This is a genomic window from Flavobacterium kochi (assembly GCF_048286715.1).
Taxonomy (GTDB): Bacteria; Bacteroidota; Bacteroidia; order Flavobacteriales; family Flavobacteriaceae; genus Flavobacterium.
In genome coordinates, this window is record NZ_JBLVPW010000035.1 from 14,468 (window position 1) to 36,186 (window position 21,719).

Annotated in this window: 15 protein-coding genes and 1 pseudogene; 6 read left to right on the forward strand and 10 right to left on the reverse strand. The window is 35.4% G+C overall.

The features are described 5' to 3' along the window. Positions 1–49: 49 nt before the first annotated feature. The 3 genes from ACNQGH_RS19945 to trpS form a co-directional block, all read right to left on the reverse strand. Positions 50–343: a nucleotidyltransferase family protein gene (locus tag ACNQGH_RS19945; protein ID WP_417957773.1), complete on the reverse strand. Its 294-nt coding sequence runs from the start codon at positions 341–343 to the stop codon at positions 50–52. Positions 344–454: 111 nt separating this feature from the next. After that, positions 455–1,399, reverse strand: coding sequence for an HU domain-containing protein (locus tag ACNQGH_RS19950; protein WP_417957774.1), 945 nt, complete (start codon positions 1,397–1,399; stop codon positions 455–457). Positions 1,400–1,869: 470 nt separating this feature from the next. Continuing rightward, the gene (gene trpS, locus ACNQGH_RS19955; protein ID WP_417957775.1) at positions 1,870–2,841 is read right to left on the reverse strand and encodes a tryptophan--tRNA ligase; all 972 of its coding nucleotides are present in this window, start codon (positions 2,839–2,841) and stop codon (positions 1,870–1,872) included. A 140-nt stretch (positions 2,842–2,981) separates the two neighbouring features. Here trpS and ACNQGH_RS19960 point away from each other — a divergent pair, with 140 nt between their 5' ends. After that, on the forward strand, positions 2,982–3,737 hold the full coding sequence (locus ACNQGH_RS19960; protein WP_417957776.1) for a lysophospholipid acyltransferase family protein: 756 nt from the start codon (positions 2,982–2,984) through the stop codon (positions 3,735–3,737). Here the strand turns inward: ACNQGH_RS19960 and ACNQGH_RS19965 are convergent. From ACNQGH_RS19965 to ACNQGH_RS19995, 7 genes are all read right to left on the reverse strand, one after another. After that, positions 3,721–5,157 (reverse strand): hypothetical protein, encoded by a 1,437-nt coding sequence (locus ACNQGH_RS19965; protein WP_417957777.1) that lies wholly within the window; start codon positions 5,155–5,157, stop codon positions 3,721–3,723. The two genes, ACNQGH_RS19960 and ACNQGH_RS19965, sit on opposite strands and share 17 nt — an antisense overlap. Then, positions 5,154–5,696, reverse strand: coding sequence for an RNA polymerase sigma factor (locus tag ACNQGH_RS19970; protein ID WP_417957778.1), 543 nt, complete (start codon positions 5,694–5,696; stop codon positions 5,154–5,156). Before ACNQGH_RS19970 ends, ACNQGH_RS19965 begins: the two co-directional genes overlap by 4 nt. A 17-nt stretch (positions 5,697–5,713) precedes the next feature. Then, the gene (locus ACNQGH_RS19975) at positions 5,714–6,127 is read right to left on the reverse strand and encodes a hypothetical protein (protein WP_417957779.1); all 414 of its coding nucleotides are present in this window, start codon (positions 6,125–6,127) and stop codon (positions 5,714–5,716) included. A 133-nt stretch (positions 6,128–6,260) separates the two neighbouring features. Next, positions 6,261–7,268, reverse strand: coding sequence for a recombinase RecA (gene recA, locus ACNQGH_RS19980; RefSeq protein WP_417957786.1), 1,008 nt, complete (start codon positions 7,266–7,268; stop codon positions 6,261–6,263). A 204-nt stretch (positions 7,269–7,472) separates the two neighbouring features. Next, entirely contained in the window at positions 7,473–7,982 is a 510-nt protein-coding gene (locus ACNQGH_RS19985; RefSeq protein ID WP_143387265.1) for an acyl-CoA thioesterase, read from the reverse strand. A 45-nt stretch (positions 7,983–8,027) separates the two neighbouring features. Next, entirely contained in the window at positions 8,028–8,411 is a 384-nt protein-coding gene (locus ACNQGH_RS19990) for a DoxX family membrane protein (protein ID WP_417957780.1), read from the reverse strand. 4 nt (positions 8,412–8,415) lie between these two features. Beyond that, positions 8,416–9,564, reverse strand: coding sequence for a DNA polymerase III subunit (locus ACNQGH_RS19995; RefSeq protein ID WP_417957781.1), 1,149 nt, complete (start codon positions 9,562–9,564; stop codon positions 8,416–8,418). Between the two features lie 463 nt (positions 9,565–10,027). Between ACNQGH_RS19995 and ACNQGH_RS20000 the strand changes: the two genes are divergently transcribed. The 5 genes and pseudogenes from ACNQGH_RS20000 to ACNQGH_RS20020 all read left to right on the forward strand — a co-directional run. After that, on the forward strand, positions 10,028–10,471 hold the full coding sequence (locus ACNQGH_RS20000; RefSeq protein ID WP_417957782.1) for a hypothetical protein: 444 nt from the start codon (positions 10,028–10,030) through the stop codon (positions 10,469–10,471). A gap of 195 nt (positions 10,472–10,666) precedes the next feature. Next, positions 10,667–11,953, forward strand: a complete 1,287-nt coding sequence (locus ACNQGH_RS20005; RefSeq protein ID WP_417957783.1) for a hypothetical protein — start codon at positions 10,667–10,669, stop codon at positions 11,951–11,953. 107 nt (positions 11,954–12,060) lie between these two features. Then, complete coding sequence (locus tag ACNQGH_RS20010) at positions 12,061–13,512, forward strand: T9SS type B sorting domain-containing protein (RefSeq protein WP_417957784.1); 1,452 nt, start codon at positions 12,061–12,063, stop codon at positions 13,510–13,512. A 1-nt stretch (position 13,513) separates the two neighbouring features. Continuing rightward, complete coding sequence (locus tag ACNQGH_RS20015) at positions 13,514–16,519, forward strand: PorP/SprF family type IX secretion system membrane protein (protein WP_417957785.1); 3,006 nt, start codon at positions 13,514–13,516, stop codon at positions 16,517–16,519. Positions 16,520–16,673: 154 nt separating this feature from the next. After that, positions 16,674–21,719, forward strand: a pseudogene (locus tag ACNQGH_RS20020) (T9SS type B sorting domain-containing protein); the annotation flags it as partial.

A 21,719-nucleotide genomic window follows, 5' to 3' on the forward strand; every position in this document is an offset into this window, starting at 1 on the left:
TTCAGTTATTGCATCAATGATATGAGGAAGTCGAATCTTATTTCCCAATCTATTGTGCATAAATTAGTTTTTTTTCTTTGTCAAGAATAGGTTTTATATATTTTGACAATCCTCTTGCAGAAACTAAATCTACTTTTTTGGAAAGTAATTTTTGCAAATCTATTTGCATTTGAATAAATTCTAATCCAATTGGTTTTGTGTAATCAAGTTCAACTAGTACATCAAGATCACTATTCTCATTTTCTTCTCCTCTTGAATAGGAGCCAAATAAATAAGCTTTCAAAACGGGTTGTCTTGAAAAAAAATCCTTGATTAAATTAATTTGATTTGCAGTGAGTTTCATTTTTTAAATCTTAACTTATTGATGTAAAATTAATTAAAAAATAATTAACTATTAAGAATCATATAATTTTAAATTATTTTAAAAATAAAAGCGTATTAATTTCTGCCTTTATTATAGTGATTCAATCAATATCCAAGCTTCTGGATTGTGCTTTTTCTGAATTTCTTGTTTTGCCTTTTCTGCTTCTGCAATTGTAGCAAAGCTTCCGTAAAGTACCGGAAATAATCCATGTTTGTTAGGTGCAATGCGACGGGCTTTGTAACCTAAATGGATTAATTGATTAAATGTCTTTTGTGCATTTTTTTCTTCTCTATAAACGCCAGCCATAATATGATACGACATTTTTGCTTCCTTAGCTGATTTAACGGATAGCGTTACAGCTGGAACAGGACTTTTGATGAAAAAGGTAGCTTCCTGAATTTTATTTTGTACTTGTTTTTGTACGGCAGTTTCAACAAGTATCGTTTCTGTGGCAATTTGATTTTGGTAAATAGAATAGCCAACACTTCCTGCTAGGCTTAATCCTAATACAAAAATAGCGGCATATTTTAAATACGGATTTGCAGTTCTTGTTTCAGGAACCAATAGAATTGGTGCTTTTTCTTCAATTGCTTCCAATTCTTTTTCAAAGAGTTCTCTTTTTACAAGTGGTGAAACAAAAGGCGCTAAACCAAAAGAACTTGCCAAATAATTGGTTTGATCGTAAGGAGTGAAAACCAAATTATTATCGGCATTCAAACAAAGATCACCAATGTTTTTTATAGAAAAAAGACCATTTTCCTGTAATACTTTTTTCCAGTTAAAAACCTCGTATTGAACAGCACTTACAGCATATTCATAAGATGTCTTTTCAGCTAATGCAATGTGATTGGCTAATAACCCATCATTATTTTTTAGATTAGCATTGAAAGAAATCATTTTTTTTGGTGGAGAAAATGTATTGGTGCTTTCATTCAACTGAGCCGATTGAATTTCTGTCAGAAAAGCTCCGAAACCCGGAACGGTTACACATTGATAACGGTATAAAAGCTGCGCGATGTAGAGTTCGATTTTCATACTTACAAAGTTATACAACGAAAATAGTTATCAAAATTTTATTCACAATTTTTATTAACAATCCGCTTTATGTTTTATACATTTCACTGACAAATGATTAGCATGAAACAGCATGATTTATTTTATTGGGGGTATAATGCGTAATAAGGGTAGCTGACAGTATGGCTAAATTTTGAATTGGGACATAGACAAGAAATAAAACCAGTACAAAAACAATAATTACCGTTTAGCAACAACATAAAGAACGAGTGATTATTATTTTTCCCAATTTATACAAGTAGGTGTTCTAAGCTGAAAATGTTTTTAAGGTGTTTCTTCACTTCTTGCCACAGAACCCAACAACCCAATTCTTTTTGGATCATAAGGCTTTAATACCTTGATAATGGTGTTTATTTGTCTTTTAGATAGCTTTTTGCCAATTGATGTTTTTTTATTGTATTTAGAATGAGACAGATAACTTTTGGGTAGATTTACTCAAACCCCAATTTTTGCCTTACTCTGCTCAAAACACCATTGGCTACAATTGTTGCTTTTTCGGCTCCTTTTTTGAGTAATGCATCTACTTCAGGAAGGTTGTTCATGTAGTAATTGTATTTTTCTCTTTCGGTTTTGAATGTCTCCGTTATTAATTCAAATAAGGCTTGTTTGGCGTGACCGTAACCATAGTTTCCACCTAAATAATTGGCTCTCATAGCGGCTAATTGGTCTTCATTTGCTAATAATTTATAAATGGCAAAAGCATTACAAGTGTCTGGATTTTTTGGTTCTTCCAGTGGTGTACTATCCGTTTCAATGCTCATCACTTGCTTGCGCAAAGATTTGTCGTCCAGAAAAATATTAATAATGTTATTTGCTGATTTACTCATTTTACCACCATTGGTACCAGGAATGAGCATGCTGTCTTGTTGTATTTTGGCTTCGGGAATCACGAACGTTTCTCCCATCTGGTGATTAAATCGAGAAGCTACATCACGGGTGATTTCGAGGTGCTGCAATTGGTCTTTTCCTACCGGAACGAACTCGGCATCGTATAATAAAATGTCAGCAGCCATCAACATCGGATACGAAAACAACCCAGCATTTACATCTTCGAGTCGGTCTGCTTTGTCTTTGAAAGAATGGGCCAGGGTCAAGCGTTGAAAAGGAAAAAAACAACTTAAGTACCAGGATAATTCTGCTGTTTGTGGAACATCGGATTGTCTGTAGAAAACTACTTTGTCGACATTCAAACCACAGGCCAGCCATGCAGCTGCAGTACTATAGGTGTTGGTTCGTAAGGTTTCACCGTTTTTTATTTGCGTTATGGAGTGTAAATCAGCTATAAAAAGAAAGGATTCATTTTCCGGATTATCGGATAATGCTATTGCGGGAATGATTGCGCCAAGTAAGTTTCCTAAATGCGGAGTTCCGGTACTTTGAACGCCAGTAAGTATTTTTGCCATTATGATTTTTTTCTTGGTCGCAAAGTTCGCAAAGATTTTGGCAAAGTTCACAAGGTTTCGTAAGTTTTTTGTTGTACTAAATAGTTTTCAAATTTAATTCTTTTAATAATATTAACATTTGATTCCTTATTTTTGACCTTATGAGAGCAGTGAAAATTATTTTTTGGACATTTTGGCGTGTATGGTTTTATGTTTTAATGGCTATTCCCATACTTGTAATGTTTCCTTTACTGGTGTTATCAATCTTGACTGAAAGGGGGTATCCTTACTTTTTTAAGATGGCCCGTATTTGGGCAAAATTCATTCTTTTTGGAATGGGGTTTTATTATAAAATAGATAAAAATCAAGAACTTGAATCTCATAAAAGCTATATGATTGTTGCCAATCATACTTCTATGGCTGATATTATGCTGATGCTTGCCACAATTAAAAATCCCTTTGTTTTTGTAGGTAAAAAAGAATTGTCAAAAATTCCTTTATTTGGATTTTTCTACAAAAGAACCTGTATTTTGGTAGACAGAAATTGTTCTAAAAGCAGAATGGAAGTTTTTAATCGGGCACAAAAGAGGATAAATCAAGGATTAAGTATTTGTATTTTTCCTGAAGGCGGAGTCCCAGATAATGAATCCGTTATATTGGATACCTTTAAAGATGGTGCTTTTAGATTAGCAATAGAACATAAAATCCCGATTGTACCGATTACTTTGGCAGACAATAAAAAAAGATTTTCGTATACCTTTTTCAGTGGAAGTCCTGGACTTATGCGTGTGAAAATTCACCCAAATGTGGAAACTTTAGATAAAATGGCAGTGGACCGAAAAGAAATTCGGGAGACAGTATGGGAAATAATTTACACCCAATTAATTGCTTTCCATTCCATTAAAAATTATAAATAATCCCGGAATACAATCCAATAAAAACAGGCTTATAATCTCCAGAGTTTTTGGAATAGGTATTCAATTGATACTTAACCATAGGCTCAAAATTAATTTGAAATGATTTCACTAACTGGTATTTAAATCCCAATCCCGCATTGGTACTAAAATGGATTTCGTTCAGATTTTTCGCTTCTCCTAATTTCACATTAGTGTCTGAGGATACTAATGATATTTTATTCTGATTTAGAAATAATGTACTTATTCCTCCAATAATAGTAATGCCAAATTTCTTGTCTAAAACAGCATACGAAAGTTCCAATGGCACTTCGTAATAGCCCATTTTTTGATTAAGTGAGCCGGTATTTGTTTTTTGAAGGTCTTTTTCAAAAGTTACCAGTGTATTAAGGGCAGATTTGTTTTTAATCTCAATTGATGCATTGGAGGAATAGCTGACATTCGCTAAATTATTGTTTGATAAACTAGATGAATAAACCACGTCATGGGTGTTATATCCCAGTGTGAGCTTGTTAATTCCTGTTCGTAAGGCAATTTTTTTGGAAACAGCATAATTTACCCCAATACCAAAACTTAGGCTGTTATCGGCCGTTTTTTGATTTTCTGAGAATTGAGAATCGATAGCCGATCCACCCGAATTTGGATTGAGATATACTGCGGCTACGTTAGGAACAATTTGCCATTTGTTTTTGTTATTAAGAACCACAGTTTGTTTTTCGGCGGCTTTCTTTTTTAGAATATCCTCTAATTCGTTTGGAGATTCAGCAGTAATTGAAGGCTGCGTATCAGGTGCTGTTGCAGCAATTTTAGACGCTTCTTTCCCTTGGAGTGTCTTTTTTTCCAGCGTTTGATTTTGAATCTTCTCCAACGAGTTTGGATTTGGCGCACTGTTTTTACCTCTAATTAATGAGCTGTTGGCAATGACGTCTTTACCAGTCGCCAATTGGTTTATCGGTGAATGATTTTTTGAGAAATAAAGGTTAGTATTATCTTGATTTTTCTTTTTGTTAGGAATGGCTTTTGATGGAGTAAAAGTTGTAATTTCTTTTTCATGGTTTCTAACGGTTTTTGGGTTAGTTATTACTACTTGTCGACTGTTTTTTATCTCGATTGGGTTGCTCTCTTTTTGAATTTTATTTCGAATGGACTCCTTTTGATCGGATTTTTCCAAAGTCTTAGTGTCTAAAACGATGCTGTTTTTAATTTCAGTATTCGTTTTGAAAATCATGTTCAAGGCGAATAAACTCAGAATAAAAGCAGCAGCAATTCCTGAAAACTTCATCCAAAAAGGAATTACTTTTCGTTCTTTTTCCTTCTCATTTAAAGCCGCTTCGATATTTATCCAAACCTGATTGTCTGGTTCTGCTTCAAAATCTTTGAATCTTTCTTGAAACAGTCGGTCTATGTTTTTTTTATCGTTCATTTTGCCAATGACTTTATTTCAATTCTTGTATATACTTCAATTTTCTCTTTTAAAATAAACCTTGCTCTGGCAAGATTGGATTTTGTGGTTCCTGTTGTTATTTTAAGCATTTCTGCTACCTCTTTATGAGAATATCCATCGAGAACGTAGAGACTGAAGACTAATCTATATTGATCGGGTAATTCTTGAATGATTCGCATTAAATATTCAATTGGAATGTTCTCATCATCAATTTCAACATCTTCTTCAGGAATGTTTTCATTGATAACCTCCATATAACGAACACCTTTGTATTTTTGGAGTGCATTGTTTATCATTATTCTTTTGGCCCAGCCTTCAAAAGACCCTTTGCCACTAAACTGTTCTATTTTTCTGAAAATAATTAAAAAACCATCTTGTAAATTGTCTTGGGCATCCGCATAATTAGAGGAATACTTCAAGCATACCCCAAAAAATTTTTTAGAAAACAATTGATACAATTGTTCCTGAGCTTTGGGGTAATTTTTTTTACAATCATTAATTATTTGATCTAATCCCACAGAATTTATTCTATTTGTTAGTTGACTACAGGAATTTCTACTGATTCAAAAAGGTCTGTACCGGCGGCATCTTTTCCTTTGTAAAATTTGAAAATATAAGAACCGGTATTGGTTACATAAAAATTAAAAGAAACCTCCGATGGCACCGGGATTGATTGCGTACAAACTTGATTGTTGTTTACAGCGGTCTGAATCGCTATGGTTCTTGTATTGAGGTCTTTACTGTAGTAAATACCTTGAAATAAATGACATGCAGTAGGTTTTGTGTATTTTAATTTTATTTCATACGTATTTCCCAATGTAAATTTTTCTGGCAGGGTATAACTATCCACGGGGAGTACTTCATAGGTGTAGGAATCTCGATTGTCATCGTCAAGGGCACATCCTGTCAGGGTTGTAATCAACAGAATAAACAGGGCAAATCTCTTCATTTTCTTCATTTTTTAAATTTATACTATTCAGCTTCTCCAAATAAGATTGAGGCTGTTTCTTAAGAGATAAAATTTTTTGAAAAAGGTTGCGTGAGAAAATGAAAAAACCCGAAATTTTTCGGGTTTTTAGTTTTTATGCCTCTGCCAATTCTTTTATTCTGGCTTTGATTTTTTCTTCTAATTCATCGGCTAATTCTGGATTGTCTTTTATTAAAGACTTAACAGCGTCACGGCCCTGACCTAATTTGGTGTCACCATAACTGAACCAGGATCCCGCTTTTTTGATGATTTCAAATTCTACTGCTAAATCCAAAATTTCTCCTGTTTTTGAAATTCCTTCACCGTACATAATGTCAAATTCAGCAATTTTAAAAGGCGGAGCGACTTTGTTTTTCACCACTTTTACTTTGGTTCTGTTTCCAAGTACATTATCACCATCTTTTATTTGAGTAGAACGACGGATGTCTAAACGAACCGAAGCATAAAACTTCAATGCGTTTCCTCCTGTTGTTGTTTCTGGATTACCAAACATTACTCCAATCTTCTCTCTTAACTGGTTAATAAAGAAAACGGTACAATGCGTTTTGCTGATTGTCCCAGTTAATTTACGCAATGCTTGAGACATCAAACGTGCATGAAGACCCATTTTAGAATCTCCCATTTCTCCTTCGATTTCACTTTTTGGAGTCAAAGCTGCTACCGAGTCAATTACAACAATGTCAATTGCTCCTGAACGGATCAGGTTTTCAGCAATTTCCAGTGCTTGTTCCCCATTATCTGGTTGCGATATGATTAAATTTTCGATATCTACACCTAATTTCTCTGCGTAATTTCTATCGAAAGCATGTTCTGCATCAATAAAAGCAGCGATTCCACCGGCTTTTTGAGCCTCAGCAATTGCATGCAGCGTCAAAGTTGTTTTTCCAGATGATTCAGGACCATATATTTCAATAATTCTTCCTCTTGGATAACCTCCGACACCTAATGCCAAATCAATCCCTAAAGACCCTGATGAAATAGTTTCTACTTCCTCAATGGCTTTATCTCCCATTTTCATTACGGTTCCTTTTCCGTAAGTTTTGTCTAGTTTGTCAAGCGTAAGTTGTAGCGCTTTTAATTTGGATTCTTTCTCTGTACTCATCTTCTCTTTTACCTTTTCTTTCATCTATTTGTATTATTTTATAACTGTAAGAAACTGACAGAATGAATAATTATCCTGAAAATTTCGTTTATATAAGAACATTTATTTTCGTAAAAATACTTCTTTTTTTAATGTAAATTTTTCTCTTTCAAGAATATTTTCAAATCTAAATTTAATAAAAACAAAACAAGTTAATTATGCTTGTTACTGGAACAACGCCTTCAATTCAGTCGCGTCGTGAGGGTTCATTTTTCCAGCTAAAACTAAACTGAGTTGTTTGCGTCTTAATGCAGCATCAAAGCGTTGTTTTTCCAGTTCTGTTTCTGGAATTATTTGTGGGACTTCTACAGGTCTTCCGCTTTCATCAACAGCTACAAAAGTATAAATGGCCTCATTGGCTTTGGTACGGTTTCCAGATTGCCTGTCTTCTACCCAAACATCAATAAATATTTCCATTGAACTTCTGAAAGATCTGGAGACTTTAGCCTCAACATTTACGACACTTCCCAGTGGAATAGCTCTGTTAAAGGCCACATGATTTACAGATGCGGTCACGGTTATTCTTCGAGAATGTCTTCCGGCTGCAATACTCGCTGCGCGATCCATTCTGGCTAACAATTCGCCACCAAAAAGATTGTTCAAAGGATTGGTTTCGCTCGGTAAAACCAAATCGGTTAATATTGTCAGGGATTCTGAAGGATGTTTTGGAGTCATTTTTTTGTGTAAAATAATTGTTGTTTTTTAAATAATTGTTGTTTTTTAGTTTAACCAATAAACGGCCAATATAGCTGGTATAAAATAGATAACAATCGTTCTGGCGCCATCATAATCTTTGGCTAATCTTTGTCCGAAAAGCAACATTAATAAAGTGATGCAAGAGAAAACGGCTCCGTAAAAACCAAATATTCTTCCATTGTTTATAAATAATTCGATGCAGCCAACAACGCATAAAATACCGGAGATTAATTCTAAAATTAAAATATTCAGTAAAGCCAGCGGTACCTGATTTCTTAATTGTGTTTTAGCGAAATGACCTTTTAACCATTCAACATTATCTTTCCAGTAAAACAGCTTGTCGTAACCAGATTGCAGGAAAGTGATAGCCAGAAAAATCAAAATTAAAATGGAAGTAATGTTGTTCATGTTTTTATTTTTTGTGAATTAAACGAGTGAGTTTTATAGATAAATCAGTTAAAATAATTTTAGCATTTCCATTGCGTTCAATATGATACATCGCATCCGAAAGTTCTTTAAAAATATCATTTATATTGTTGCCGTTTACAAAAGGCGCAAAATTTTCCAGTTTGAATTTCTCCACTTGCGGCTCTATGTAAACTAAGCTTGCCGTTTGATAGTTCAACAGCAGTGCCTGACGGAACATATCGATGCAAAAGTGTAAAAATTTCTTTTGGGTCTCTCTTCCTAAACTGGCAATTTGCTCGCTCCATAGAATCAGGTCCTGAATTGCTGCCGCATTTCCTTTGGCTCTAAAAGCGGCGCGAACCCAATCAACGAACCACTTTTCGAAAAAAACAGATTCGCTGTCCGGTTGCAATAATTGCAATGCTTTGTTATAATTTCCTTGTGCTTGATGCGCTATTTTTATAGCCGTTTTAGATTCTATATTTTCTCTCGAAATTAAGGCTTCGGAAATAACTTTTTCGCTCAAACCATTAAAATGTAATACCTGACATCGAGAACGAATGGTTTGGATTATATCTTCTTCGTTTTCTGAAAGCAAGATGAAAACCGTTCTGTCCGTAGGTTCTTCCAGCAATTTCAATAATTTATTGGAAGCGGCAATATTCAATTTATCGGCCATCCAGATAATCATCACTTTGTATCCGCCTTCGTAGGATTTTAAAGCTAAAGATTTCAAAATTTCCTGCGCATCATCAACCCTGATTTCTCCTTGTTTGTTTTTAACACCCAGGGTTTGATACCAATCAAACAAACTTCCATACGGATTTTTGTTCAAAAACTCTCGCCATTCCGTTATAAAATCAATGCTTTTTGGTTTCGTTTTTACGTCTTCGGTACTTACGGTCGGATAAATGAAATGTAAATCAGGATGTGAGGTTTTTTGGAATTTGATGTTACACGCTTCGTTTGTGCCTGAGTTTTCAGCGTTTTGATTGTTGCAGATTATGTATTGCGCATAAGCAATAGCTATCGGTAAAGTACCACTTCCCTCAGGACCAACAAACAATTGTGCATGCGGAATTCTACCCAAATCAGCACTTCTTGTCAAATGACTTTTAATGTGTTCTTGTCCTAAAATTTCTGAAAATTGCATGAAGCAAAGATAAAAGAAAATGGTTCAGTCTAAAATTTTAGGATGCAAAGTTTCAGGAAAAGTAAAGTTATAAACTACATTGAAAAAGTGCCGTTTTCTTATGATTTAATTTGACTTTTTTATGAATAAAAGCGCTCAAAACACATAATAAACTCCCTAAATGTCTAAAATTAACAGTTTTTATTTATTTGTGTGTAGGGTTAATATTAATAAATAAAAATTCTGTTATGAAAATTAATTTTTTTTTTACTCTCTCGGATTATGCTATAAACAACTGTTAATCCCTCGGCTATCACTTGTATAGCAAAAAATAAAACTATCCGATAAAGAGCAGATTTATCCGACAGAATGCACTTTTTTTTGTTTTTTGTAATCATTTGTAATCAAAAAAAATATTTACAAGGTTGTTAATTAAGTTTTATTGTATATTTTTGTTTGATAAATTAATCGACAAATTTTAATTATGAAAGGGAAAATTATTTTTTTCAGTGTGTTTTTTTTGCTTGCAACTGGTATTGTTTCTGCACAAGATAAAAATGCTCCTAAAAGTATTATAAGTACATCTGCATTAATAAAAAAGTACCATGATCAGAAAGAGTTGCAAGAGATGAAAAAAGGGGAATTATTAGAATTATACATTGAACGCATTAAAGTTCTTGTTAAAACTTTGCCCTATATCGCCCTAGCTACAAAACCGGGTGTGACCTTGAGCGATTTAGGAATTCCTAATGATGCGGATAATAGAAAAATATTGGCTACACAAGAGCAAAGTACTACAGACTTCCTTGATGTAACGGTTGCTTTTCAAAGAAGAATGGTTCCCTATTCTGATACGAATAATTTAATAGCGGCAATTCTATTTTATGAAAACACATTGAAATCATTACATGAATTCAATGATATGTAGTGCTTACTTTAATTTCCTTATTAATGTTCATTTACAAGTAATTTAGAATTAGAATATTGCACCGATAATCGAATATTAATTTTTTTTAAACTCGTTATCGATGTATTCTGAAGTAGTTCGGAAAACTCATAATGAGTTTTTTTAATTTTATTAATTCAAATAGTTCCTAAGTATCAATATTTATATCTTTTAGTCATGAAAAACTTTACTCAAATTATAGGGATGTTCTTTTTAGTAGTTTGTGGAGTAAGTGCACAGCAAGAAAAAGGAATAACAGGTTCTAGTAACTGGTTAAATAACTGGACGGAATTTAAACCGAACAAAACTGATTACGGAGAAGCAAATCAAATATTGGCGGGTAATATTACTGCAAACACAAAATTATACAAGAAAAACGTTTACATATTACAAGGGAATGTTTACGTAACAAATAATGCAACTCTTACCATAGAACCTGGTACTGTAATAATCGGGGATTATGAATCTAGCGCTGCTCTTATTATCACTAAAGGCGCTAGTCTGATTGCCGAAGGTTTAGAGACTGATCCAATCGTTTTTACTTCTAATAGAAGTGTAAAAAAAGCAGGAGATTGGGGAGGAATTGTTATACTGGGAGATGCACCGACGAATAAATTTGGAAGTGTTTCATCTATAAATTTTGATTTAGATAATTCTTTGACTTCTTATGGAGGTAGTAATGTAAGTAGTAATTCTGGTGTTTTAAAATTTGTAAGAATAGAATTTGCTGGAAAAAAAATTAAAGGTGTAGGTAATTTTAATGCTTTATTATTAGCGGGTGTAGGTAACAAAACAATATTAGAAAACATTATGATCAGTTATTCTGCCGGTGATTCCTTTGAAATATTTGGCGGAGATCTGTCTTTGAATAAGATGGTTTCTTTTAAGTCAAGCAGTGATGATTATAAATTTAATTTTGGAACACAATGCCGAATTGATAACTCGTTAGCAATTCGTTCTTCTTATTTAACAAGTAATACAGGATCTAGATGCATAGACGTTGCTTCTTATGATAAAAAAGAAGAAGTTGATTTTACCAAAAAACAGACGCTGGTTACCGCAACCAATTTAACATTGATTAACAACAGCGAAAATATAAGTGCCGATATTCAGGCAGGCTTAGTTAAAGAAGCCGTATATGTTGCAGAAAATGCTTCTGTTGAATTTAAAAGAAGTGTTATTTCTGGTTTTAACCCTGCAGTATTATTAAATAATAAAATTGAGGTTAACGGAGAAAATTTAAAGAAAATAAAATTCGAAGCAATGTATTTTAATTTTTGCAAAGGGAATATTTTTACAGAATACAACTCCAATAACGAAGATTTAGAGAATTGGTATGGCAATAGTGCTTTCGCTAATGTGTATTCTCAAAGCGATAATAAGGAAACATTCATTGACCTCTTAAATGAAAAAAAGCCTGACTTCAGATTACGAATTGCTAAAATCACTGCATTAAATCATTAAAATAATTATTGTTTTTGGGTGATTTTTATCTCAAACACAAAAGTCTAAATAATGAAGTGGCCATTAGTTAAGTTTATGAATCCTATTAAATAAAGAATAAATGCGGAATGATACCTACTGTAAATAAATATTTTTTTTATTTTTTATTTTTGGTTTTACCTTTGACTAACAGTCTGACTGCTCAGGTAGCTATCGGAACACCTACTTTACCTTTTAGTCAGATTTGTGCTAATTCCTCTTTTAATACTTTTAATGTAACTTTTTCTTTTTCACCAGTTTCGGCTTTGAGTGCTACAAATCAATTTGTAGTAGAACTTTCAGATCCAAACGGAGGTTTTACCAGTCCTACAGTTGTTTTTACTTCTGGTGCGGGTACTGTTACTGTTTCTCCTGCAACTTTAACTTTTTCGGTACCAACGACAACTGCCGGAGAAAAATATAAACTAAGAATAAAAAGTACAAGTCCAGCAGCTATAAGTCCTAATTCTGTTAGTTTTTCGGCCTACTATAAGGCTCAGGATACTCCATTTTCCATTAACAATTTTGTTTCGACCGCCACTTATTGCTCCGGTGGAAGTTATGTTTTAACAATAGATAATCCTGGCACAGGATCTAATGATTCCCCACTAAAGTACCCTTCGTTAACCTATAATTGGTTTAAGGAACCAGGTGTAACTCCTATCGCTACAGGACAAAGTTTAAGCGTGAATCAACCGGGAAAATATTATGTTGAGACCAATTATGGTTCTTGTACTTCCGATTCTTACTCCAATAGAGTAACGGTAAGTGAGGCTACTTCGTCGGCTTCAGCCACGATAGCGTCCAGTCTTGGGAATCCTTTTTGTTCAAGTGCTGGTGCCACTACTTTAACAACATCAGCAGGAAATAGTTATCAATGGTATAAAAATAATGTGGCCATTTCGGGAGCAATAAGCCAAACGTATGTAACTGATCAGATAGGGGCCTATTCTGTAGCTGTTAATTTTGGAAGTTGTACGGCTAATGCTATTATCAATTTACAAAATACTCAATTCACCAGCAGTATCAATGTTCCGGATACAAATACTATTTCGCCAGAAGAAACGCTGTCAGTAATTGTAACCACATCAGCTTCGAATCCTGATTATAAATGGTATTTGAATGACGTTGTTATTCCAGCTGCTGCAGGAAATACTTATGAGGTGAAAAGTAAAGGAAGTTATAAGGTTGTAATTACGCAAACGACAGGATGTAGTATTTCAAAAGAATTTTCTTTTGTGGTTACTGAATCTGTTAGTTCCAATCCATTTCCGGATGTTACCAACATATCCAATCTAATAAGCCCTAACGGCGACGGTATCAACGACACCTGGATTATACCTCAAGAATATACAAGCGGGACGAACACCGAAGTGGTCTTGCTGAGTTCGCTGGGAGAAATAGTACTTAAAACAACTGACTATCAAAATAATTGGCCCGAAAACACATTGGATTTTAAAAACGTAAATCAAGTCTATTATTATATCATCACCACGCAAGACCAAAAAGTAAAAAAGGGCTCAATAACGGTATTAAAATAATATGAGGAAAGCTTTACTATTCATAGTTTTTTTTTACGGTACGCTGCAGGCACTCTATTCTCAAGACCATGAGGATGGAGTTGTTTCGTTTTCATTACCTATAAGAAATTCTTTAAAGTTTAATAGATTCCTTATCAATCCAACCTTTAGTTTTGTAAGAGAACAAAGTACTAGCATCAGTTTTTATAATAAAAGGCAATGGGTTCAGTTTGATGATGCGCCGCAGACCTATTTAGCAAGCTATTCCGGAAGATTCAGAGAGAATGAAGGGATCGCTATTGGACTGTTCCAACAGAATTATGGTGTTTTAACCACTTTTGGTGCTGTTGCAAATTTTGCTCACAATGTGGTACTTCAGGAAGACAGTAATTTAACTTTTGGAATGAATGTTGGATTCTATAAAAGTGGCTTAAATAAATCCAAGGTTATTACAAATTATCCTGATCCATCATTAGAAAACATACCTTCAAATACTTTAATTACGATTAATCCGGGTATAAACTATGGAACCGCTTTTCTTGATTTTGGTCTGTCTGTAAACAATTTGATCTTATATAATCTTAAAACTTCTAAGATAGTTGCAGATGATCCTGAAAAAAGTATCGAAGCCCATATTATGCATACCGGATATTTAGACACTTATGGTTTTTTTGATAAAAGTAAATTTTCTGCGCTACTTAAGACAGAGGTAAAAAAAGATAAAACTATTGTTTCAGGATTAATGATGTTTGCTATTCCAAAAGGAGTGTGGGCACAAGCAGGCTATAATACGGTATATGGACTGTCTGGAGGATTAGGGATGAATATCACCCCTAAAATTTCTATTGAATACAATTTCGAAAAAGCGATGGGTAATTTATCAAATTTTGGATCTTCTCACGAAATAGTTTTGGCTTATAAATTTAAAAGTAATAGCTATTATTACGGTGATGATGAGGAAGAAGGATCGGTTATTCCTCCTGCGGAAACAAGAAAACCAGCACCAAAACCAAAAGAATCTACAATTTTATCTCCAATTGATGCTCAAAAGCTGAAGGAGCTTAAACTTGCTATGATTGCAGAGAAAGAACAAATCCGATTGTTTAAACTGAAGGAAATAGCGGAGGCCAAAGCGCAACTAATCGCTGATAACAAAGCCAAATTAGATGCTGCAGCCGCTGCCAAAGCTAAGCTACTTGCTGACGCTGCTCTCAAGGCCAAGTTAGATGTCGCTGCTGTCGTCAAAGTCAAACCCGTTATAAGTACTACTCCCACTTTGGATCCTGCAGCTAAAGCCAAAGCTGATGCTCTTGCTCAAGCTAAGTTAGCCGCAGCTGCCAAAGCTAAAGCCAATGCACTTGCTCAGGCAAAATTAGCTTCGATTGCAAAAGCCAAACTCGCTACAAGTGCTAAACCCAAGGTGGATCTTACAGCTAAAGCGAAAGCTGAGGCTCTTGCTCAAGCAAAATTAGCTGCGGATGCTAAAGCCAAAGCCGATGCTCTAGCCCAAGTGAAGTTAGTGGCAGCTGCTAAAGCGAAAGCTGAGGCTCTTGCCCAGGCAAAATTAATTGCAGATGCTAAAGTCAAAGCAGATGCTCTTGCCCAAGCAAAATTAGCTGCGGACGCCCAAGCCAAATCCGCTGTTCTTGCTCAGGCAAAATTAGATTCAGATGCAAAAGCTAAAGCTGATGCTCTAGCCCAAGCAAAATTAGCTGCGGATAACAGAGCCAAAGCTGACGCTCTTGCCCAGGCAAAATTAATTGCAGATGCTAAAGCCAAAGCAGACGCTGACATGCAAGCAAAATTGGCCGCGGATGCTAAAGCTAAAGCTGACGCTCTAGCCCAAGCAAAATTAGCTGCGGATGCCAAAGCCAAAGCAGATGCTGACATGCAAGCAAAATTGGCCGCGGATGCTAAAGCTAAAGCTGACGCTATAGCCCAAGCAAAATTAGCTGCGGATGCCAAAGCCAAAGCAGATGCTGATATGCAAGCTAAATTAGCCGCAGATAGTAAAGTCAAGGCTGACGCTCTTACCCAAGCAAAATTAGATTCAGACGCCAAAGCTAAAGCCGAGGCTCTAGCCCAAGTAAAATTGGCTGCGGATTCCAAAGCCAAAGCCGATGCTGATATGCAAGCGAAATTAGCTGCTATACCTAAGGATGCTAACGTTGTATCTATGGATAATTTGACCAAATTAGTTGAAGATTCTAAGAACACACAACAGCAATTATTGACACGACTCGACGCAACGGTCGCTAATAAAGAAAAAGACCTTAAGGATTTAAAAGAGGAGAATGATTTAAGTGATAAAGGTATTTTAAGTGAGCCAAAACCTTTCAAAAGTGTGTCTGCTGAGAACAGTGCATTAGAAGCTTTAAAACTAGAGATAGCTGCAGTAAACAAAACTCAAAATGAAAAGATTATAGCGTTAGATAATTTATACCAAGAAAGACTCAAAAAAGTGCCTAATAAAAATGATGCAACAAATCAATATTATTTAAAAACAATAGAAACACTAAAAGCAGAACAATTAAAAGTAATACAGGCAAACCTAAATTTAATTGCTTCATTAGAAAAAATTAAAGCTGAGACAGAAATAGAGAAAAAAAGAAGAATTAAACGTGCAGGTTTTGAGAATGATCAAACTAGGTATTTGAAAGATAAAGCGACATTAAGTCGAATAAAAGAAAAGACACCTTTTAGCGCTGTTCCTTTAAAGGCAGAGGATTTTGATTATGGTGATGAGCAGTCGACTATGCAAATTCTAAAAAACATTCAAAATGTAGAAAGTGGTTATTATTTAGTGGTCGCGGTCCATAATGATGTTGCTAAAAGAGATGCTTTTTTAACAAAAGCAGTTGCAGCGGGTCAATCAAATATAGATTTCTTCTATGATATCAATACCAGTAAATATTTTATTTACTATGACAAATTTGATACTATAGAACAGGCGAAAAAAGCATTACAATCGAAAGGGAATAAGCCTTACAATGGTAAGATGTCTATTGCTAAAATTGAAAACCAATAAATAAAATTACGTAATGAAAAGACAGTAATAATTAATTTTTTTAAAATTAATCCAGTTTTGTACAATTTTAAATTAACCCTCATGCCCCTGAGGGTCAATTTAAATCAATAAAAAACCTTCAGGCAATCTTGCTTGGAACAATAATTTTGCCCCAATGAAATTAAAAAACTACCTACTAATTGCTGCGTTATTCTTAGTGAATAATTATGCCCTGTTTGCTCAGCTTGCCATTCCTTTTACCCCCAGATTAGCGGGTGGAAATATTAAAGTTAAAGGAGATGTGGTATTAATTGGTAATAGTATCATAGCGGGAAAGGGATTAGCTTCACCGTACAGTGGAGCAGGGAACAATAACTCTTATGAAGGTGTTTATATTGATGTTGATGGGGATGCATCCACTTTTAGTTCCAGCACGGCAAATTTACTAATTAATAATTCCTGTAAAAAAATTGTTTACGCAGGTTTGTATTGGGCTTCTATTTATCCTAATGAGGTCGGTACCAATTCGAGTCAGTTTTTTACTGGAACCCAAAGACTGAATGATTGGAATCAAGTAAAATTTAAGTTACCGGGGGGCAGTTACTTGGACTTAACTGCGGATAATAATGCTGATCTGGCTGGTGACGAAGATGCTATTATTTTTGATGGATATAATTACTCAAATATTAATCTGTCATTTAAAGATTCTCCTATAATATGCTATAAAAATGTAACTGGGTTATTACAAGGATTAACGAATGCCGATGGTACCTACGCATTGGCGAACCTAAGGGCTACCACAGGGAAACGAAACGGCGGTTGTGCCGCTGGATGGACACTTGTGGTTATTTACGAAAGCCCTACGTTGCCTAGTAAATTTATATCAACATTTGATGGTTACGCTGGAGTTCAATCCACGGCATCGTTGGATATACCAGTTTCCGGTTTCAAAACCTTACCGGCACCGTTTCCGGTAAATGCAAAGATTGGTGTTTCTGCGTTAGAGGGAGATTTAGGCATAACAGGAGACTCTTTTCAGTTTAAAGCGAGTACTTCAGCAGCTTTCACCGTGATAAGTGATGCTTTAAATCCCGCAACAAATTTCTTTAATTCTACTATTTCTAATTCAGGTGCACAAGTTGCCAATAGGAATCCCACCAGCACCAATACGCTTGGTTATGACATCGATAATGTTAAAATTAATAATCCATTAAATGGTGTTTTGCCAAATAATTCAACTGCAGGAGCACTAAAGTTAACCACCAGTGGTGATGGTTATGGTGCTTTTGTAACCACTTTTGCGGTAGATATAATTGAGCCAAACATATTATTAACGAAACAGGTACAAGACATTACAGGTAACGATATTGGTAATACGAATGTCACTTTAGGTCAAGAATTGTATTATAATATAGGGTTTCAAAATATTGGTAATGACGATGCCATTTCATTTACCATAAAGGATAAATTACCAATAAATATTAATTTTAATCCGGCTGATATAATAATACCAAATGGCTCAGGCATAACCTTTAGTTATAATGCGATCACTCGGGAAATAATTTTTACGATTCCTGATAATTTGGTAAATGTTAATGATCCCCGTTATGAATTAGAATTTAAAGTTCAGGTTGTTCCTAACTGTAATGAATTAAGTGATGCCTGCTCAGATAAAATACAAAATCAAGCTTATGCAACTTATAGAGGTCTCATCAGTCCTAACCAAATTACAGATGATCCGAGTTTGTCTTCTTTTGCAGCCTGTAATTTGGGAATACCTTCGGCGACAAACTTCCTAGTCGGTGTCGAAGGTTGTAAATTTTCAAAAAGCGTTGTTTTATGTGGCGCCAGTGTAGATTTAGTTGCAGCTAATGGCTATAGTACTTATTCATGGTCAACAAGTCCAACAGGGAGCCCTGTAATTGGAACGAACCAAACACTTACCGTTACTCAAGTAGGGACCTATTATGTTCATGATACAGCAGTTGCTCCATGTTTGTCCATTGATCAAACGGTAACAGTTTCTCCTTTTGGGACCGCAATAAATAATCCAGTAATTCCTTTCGCTGATCAAGTAGTTACCTGTCCTAATAATGGAAAAAAATTACCTAATATATTCTTGTGTGGAGCAAATGCTACTCGCTTGATTCGATCCGGAATTAATGATGCCATATCTATTGTTTGGGAAAAATTGAATGAAGCCAGCTGTACAGCCGTTGTTAATCCTGATTGCGCCAATGAAAGTACAGCTTGTACGTGGGCACAGGTAGGTACCGGTCCGGATTATACTGCGAAGACTTCGGGCCAGTTTAGGATGACCATAAATTATGCTGGAGGATGCTTTAATCGCTTTTATTTTAATGTCTATCAAAATTTATTAAATCCTACAGTTACAACAAAAGACATAATTTGTAATACTAAGGGTGAAATAACCATTGGGGGAGTTCCTGCAGGATATGAATATAGTTTAGATAATGTTACTTATCAAGCGTCTAATGTTTTCCCTATTACTACACAAAATTCCTATACTGTTTTTATCAAACAAATAGGTGTAAGTTCATTCCCTTGCATTTTTAGCGTACCGGGAATTCAAATTAGAAAGAGAGATTTTACGGTATCTACTTTTATTACACAACCTTATTGCAATGGAGGAAAAGGCTCTATCAAACTTGCCGCCAATGATGTTCAAGGACAATACTATTATAAAATTTATCAGGGAGCAACTTTAGTAAATCAAGTAGGGCCTATCGCTGCCAGTGATTATACTTTTTCGAACCTAAATGCTGGAACACTTTCGAGTCCAATTACCTACACTTGGGATGTATCCACTGAAGACGGGTGTCATTTAACAGGAACTGTTGATTTAATTGAGCCAGCCGTTTTAACCGCTAGCTCGGCACTTACAGTACCATTGACCTGTACAGACGGAGAAATTACAGTGACCCCTATAGGCGGAACTCCACCTTTTTCCTATTTTGTAAACAGTACAACCGATTTCCAAAGCGTACCGCAGATCGTTGTTAGTTCTCCTTTACCAACTGGAGGTATTTACAATATTACCGTTGTTGATAATAATAACTGTACAACAACAACCTCAATTACAGTAAATGCGACTCCGTCACCAGTTTATACAGTTGCAAAAACGGATGTTTTATGTTCAGGAGGCAATACTGGAACAATAACAGTAAATGTTAGCAATCCTAACGGAAACAGCTTGCGATACAGTATTGATAACGGGGTTACTTTCGTTAATTCACCTGTGTTTACAGGTCTTGCCGCTGGGAATTATAATGTGGTTGTTGAATACACACTCGGGACTTCAGTTTGTACAACTGTGCCTCAATCTGTCACTGTTACAACTCCTGTAGCTATTACGGGTACCAGTACTTTAACTACGCCATATACCTGTAAAGGTTCTGCCACGATAACTGTTTCGGGAGTCTCCGGTGGGACATCTCCTTATACCTATAGTATAAATGGTATAAATTTTCAGTCAGGAATGATTTTTTCTGGTTTGTCTTCAGGCACTTATACAGTAAAAATTAAAGATAATAATGGCTGTACAGTTGATTTAAATCCAATTACTGTAGCTTCTGTAAATGGTCCCAGAGACCTAACGTTCACCTATAAGAGTTTCAATTGTAGTGACAATACTTCAGCATTTAATGTTAATTGGCCTTCTGGAACTGGTGGTCAATCACCTGTGAGATTTCAGATAATTGCCGTCCCGTCATTTATTGCTGTTGGCTCTCCTCTATACAATTACTTAACCCCAATAAATGCGAACGGACAATATTCTGGAGTACCCGCTGGTACGTATACTTTCCAGATAACGGATAAAAATGATTGTGTGTACCAGGAGAATTATAATCTTGTGGCAGAGCCTCCGATATCTGTCACAGGAACATTATTAAATAATGTAAAATGCTATAACACTTCAACGGGATCAATTAAATTTGATATATCGGGAACGTTTACAGGTGGTAAATACGTTTATTCTTATGATATTACAGGACCGATAAGCAGCTCCGCGTCGGGACAAACGGCTCCTACAATTACACTGACTAATCTGCCGGCAGGGAATTATACCATTACAGTTACAGATAAAGATACTGGTTGTAAATACACAACGACGGTCAACGTTTCACAACCGGCTGCCGCATTAGCTATCACAACGGTAAAGACTCCAATAACCTGCTTATCCAAAGCGAGTGTCACTGCAACAGTTACAGGCGGATGGGGCAGTAATACTTATACACTAACGCCACCAAGCGGACCAGTAGTTGGACCTCAAGCATCAAATACCTTCACCAATTTAAGTTTGGCTGGAAATTATACGATTTCGACCACAGATTTGAATGGTTGTTCAGCTACATCGAATTTTACGTTAACAGCACCAGTATCCCCTACAGCTACCATCTCAGCGACGTCTGATTTCTGTTATGATGCAGTTAATGCAGCTACCCTGATGATTGCAGCATCAGGTGGAGTAACTCCCTATGAATATAGTATTAACAATGGAGCTTCGTGGCAATCAAGCAATTCGTTTACGAATTTAACACCAGCTTCCTATACTATAATAGTCAGAGATGCTTATGGATGTACAGTAACTTTACCAGTACAAACCATTGCTTCACAACTTAATGTAAATGTAGTTTTAAACAAAGGGTTAGATTGTTCTGCTTCCCCTAATGCGAAAATTACAGGAACAATAACAGGTGGTTATGCACCATATACTGTTACTCTAATTCAAGGTACTGGAACACCAACTGTTAGTGGAAGTACTTTTACATTAAATCCGTCAACACCTGCAGATTATCAGTTTCAGGTAACAGATGCCAATGGCTGTCCTGCACAATCTAATATTATTAAAATAATCCCAATTGTTAACCCAACTGTTTCTACTACCAAAATCAACCCAACCTGTAACGGAGCCACAAATGGAAGTGTAACCCTTACTGCAGCAGGCGGAGTAGGACCTTACACTTATAATTTCAATAATTTAGGATTTTCAAATACCACGTTATACACAGGATTAATTGCAGGAACGGCATATCCTTATCAGATAAAGGACAGTAAAGGTTGTGTATCGGTACTGAATACGGTTACTTTGACTCAGCCCCTTGCAATTACTGGAACAGCTGTTATAACAATACCTTATACTTGTTTACAAACGGCCACTATCGAGGCTCAAAGCGTAGCAGGAGGAACAGCAGGGTAT

Bases quoted from the DNA above. Each gene is read 5' to 3' on its own strand.
- ACNQGH_RS20010 (WP_417957784.1), top strand. From the start codon at position 12,061: ATGATACCTACTGTAAATAAATATTTTTTTTATTTTTTATTTTTGGTT.
- ACNQGH_RS19975 (WP_417957779.1), bottom strand. From the start codon at position 6,127: ATGAAGAGATTTGCCCTGTTTATTCTGTTGATTACAACCCTGACAGGA.
- trpS (WP_417957775.1), bottom strand. From the start codon at position 2,841: ATGGCAAAAATACTTACTGGCGTTCAAAGTACCGGAACTCCGCATTTA.
- ACNQGH_RS19995 (WP_417957781.1), bottom strand. From the start codon at position 9,564: ATGCAATTTTCAGAAATTTTAGGACAAGAACACATTAAAAGTCATTTG.
- ACNQGH_RS19990 (WP_417957780.1), bottom strand. From the start codon at position 8,411: ATGAACAACATTACTTCCATTTTAATTTTGATTTTTCTGGCTATCACT.
- ACNQGH_RS19965 (WP_417957777.1), bottom strand. From the start codon at position 5,157: ATGAACGATAAAAAAAACATAGACCGACTGTTTCAAGAAAGATTCAAA.
- ACNQGH_RS20005 (WP_417957783.1), top strand. From the start codon at position 10,667: ATGAAAAACTTTACTCAAATTATAGGGATGTTCTTTTTAGTAGTTTGT.
- recA (WP_417957786.1), bottom strand. From the start codon at position 7,268: ATGAGTACAGAGAAAGAATCCAAATTAAAAGCGCTACAACTTACGCTT.
- ACNQGH_RS19950 (WP_417957774.1), bottom strand. From the start codon at position 1,399: ATGAAAATCGAACTCTACATCGCGCAGCTTTTATACCGTTATCAATGT.
- ACNQGH_RS19960 (WP_417957776.1), top strand. From the start codon at position 2,982: ATGAGAGCAGTGAAAATTATTTTTTGGACATTTTGGCGTGTATGGTTT.
- ACNQGH_RS19985 (WP_143387265.1), bottom strand. From the start codon at position 7,982: ATGACTCCAAAACATCCTTCAGAATCCCTGACAATATTAACCGATTTG.
- ACNQGH_RS20015 (WP_417957785.1), top strand. From the start codon at position 13,514: ATGAGGAAAGCTTTACTATTCATAGTTTTTTTTTACGGTACGCTGCAG.
- ACNQGH_RS20000 (WP_417957782.1), top strand. From the start codon at position 10,028: ATGAAAGGGAAAATTATTTTTTTCAGTGTGTTTTTTTTGCTTGCAACT.
- ACNQGH_RS19945 (WP_417957773.1), bottom strand. From the start codon at position 343: ATGAAACTCACTGCAAATCAAATTAATTTAATCAAGGATTTTTTTTCA.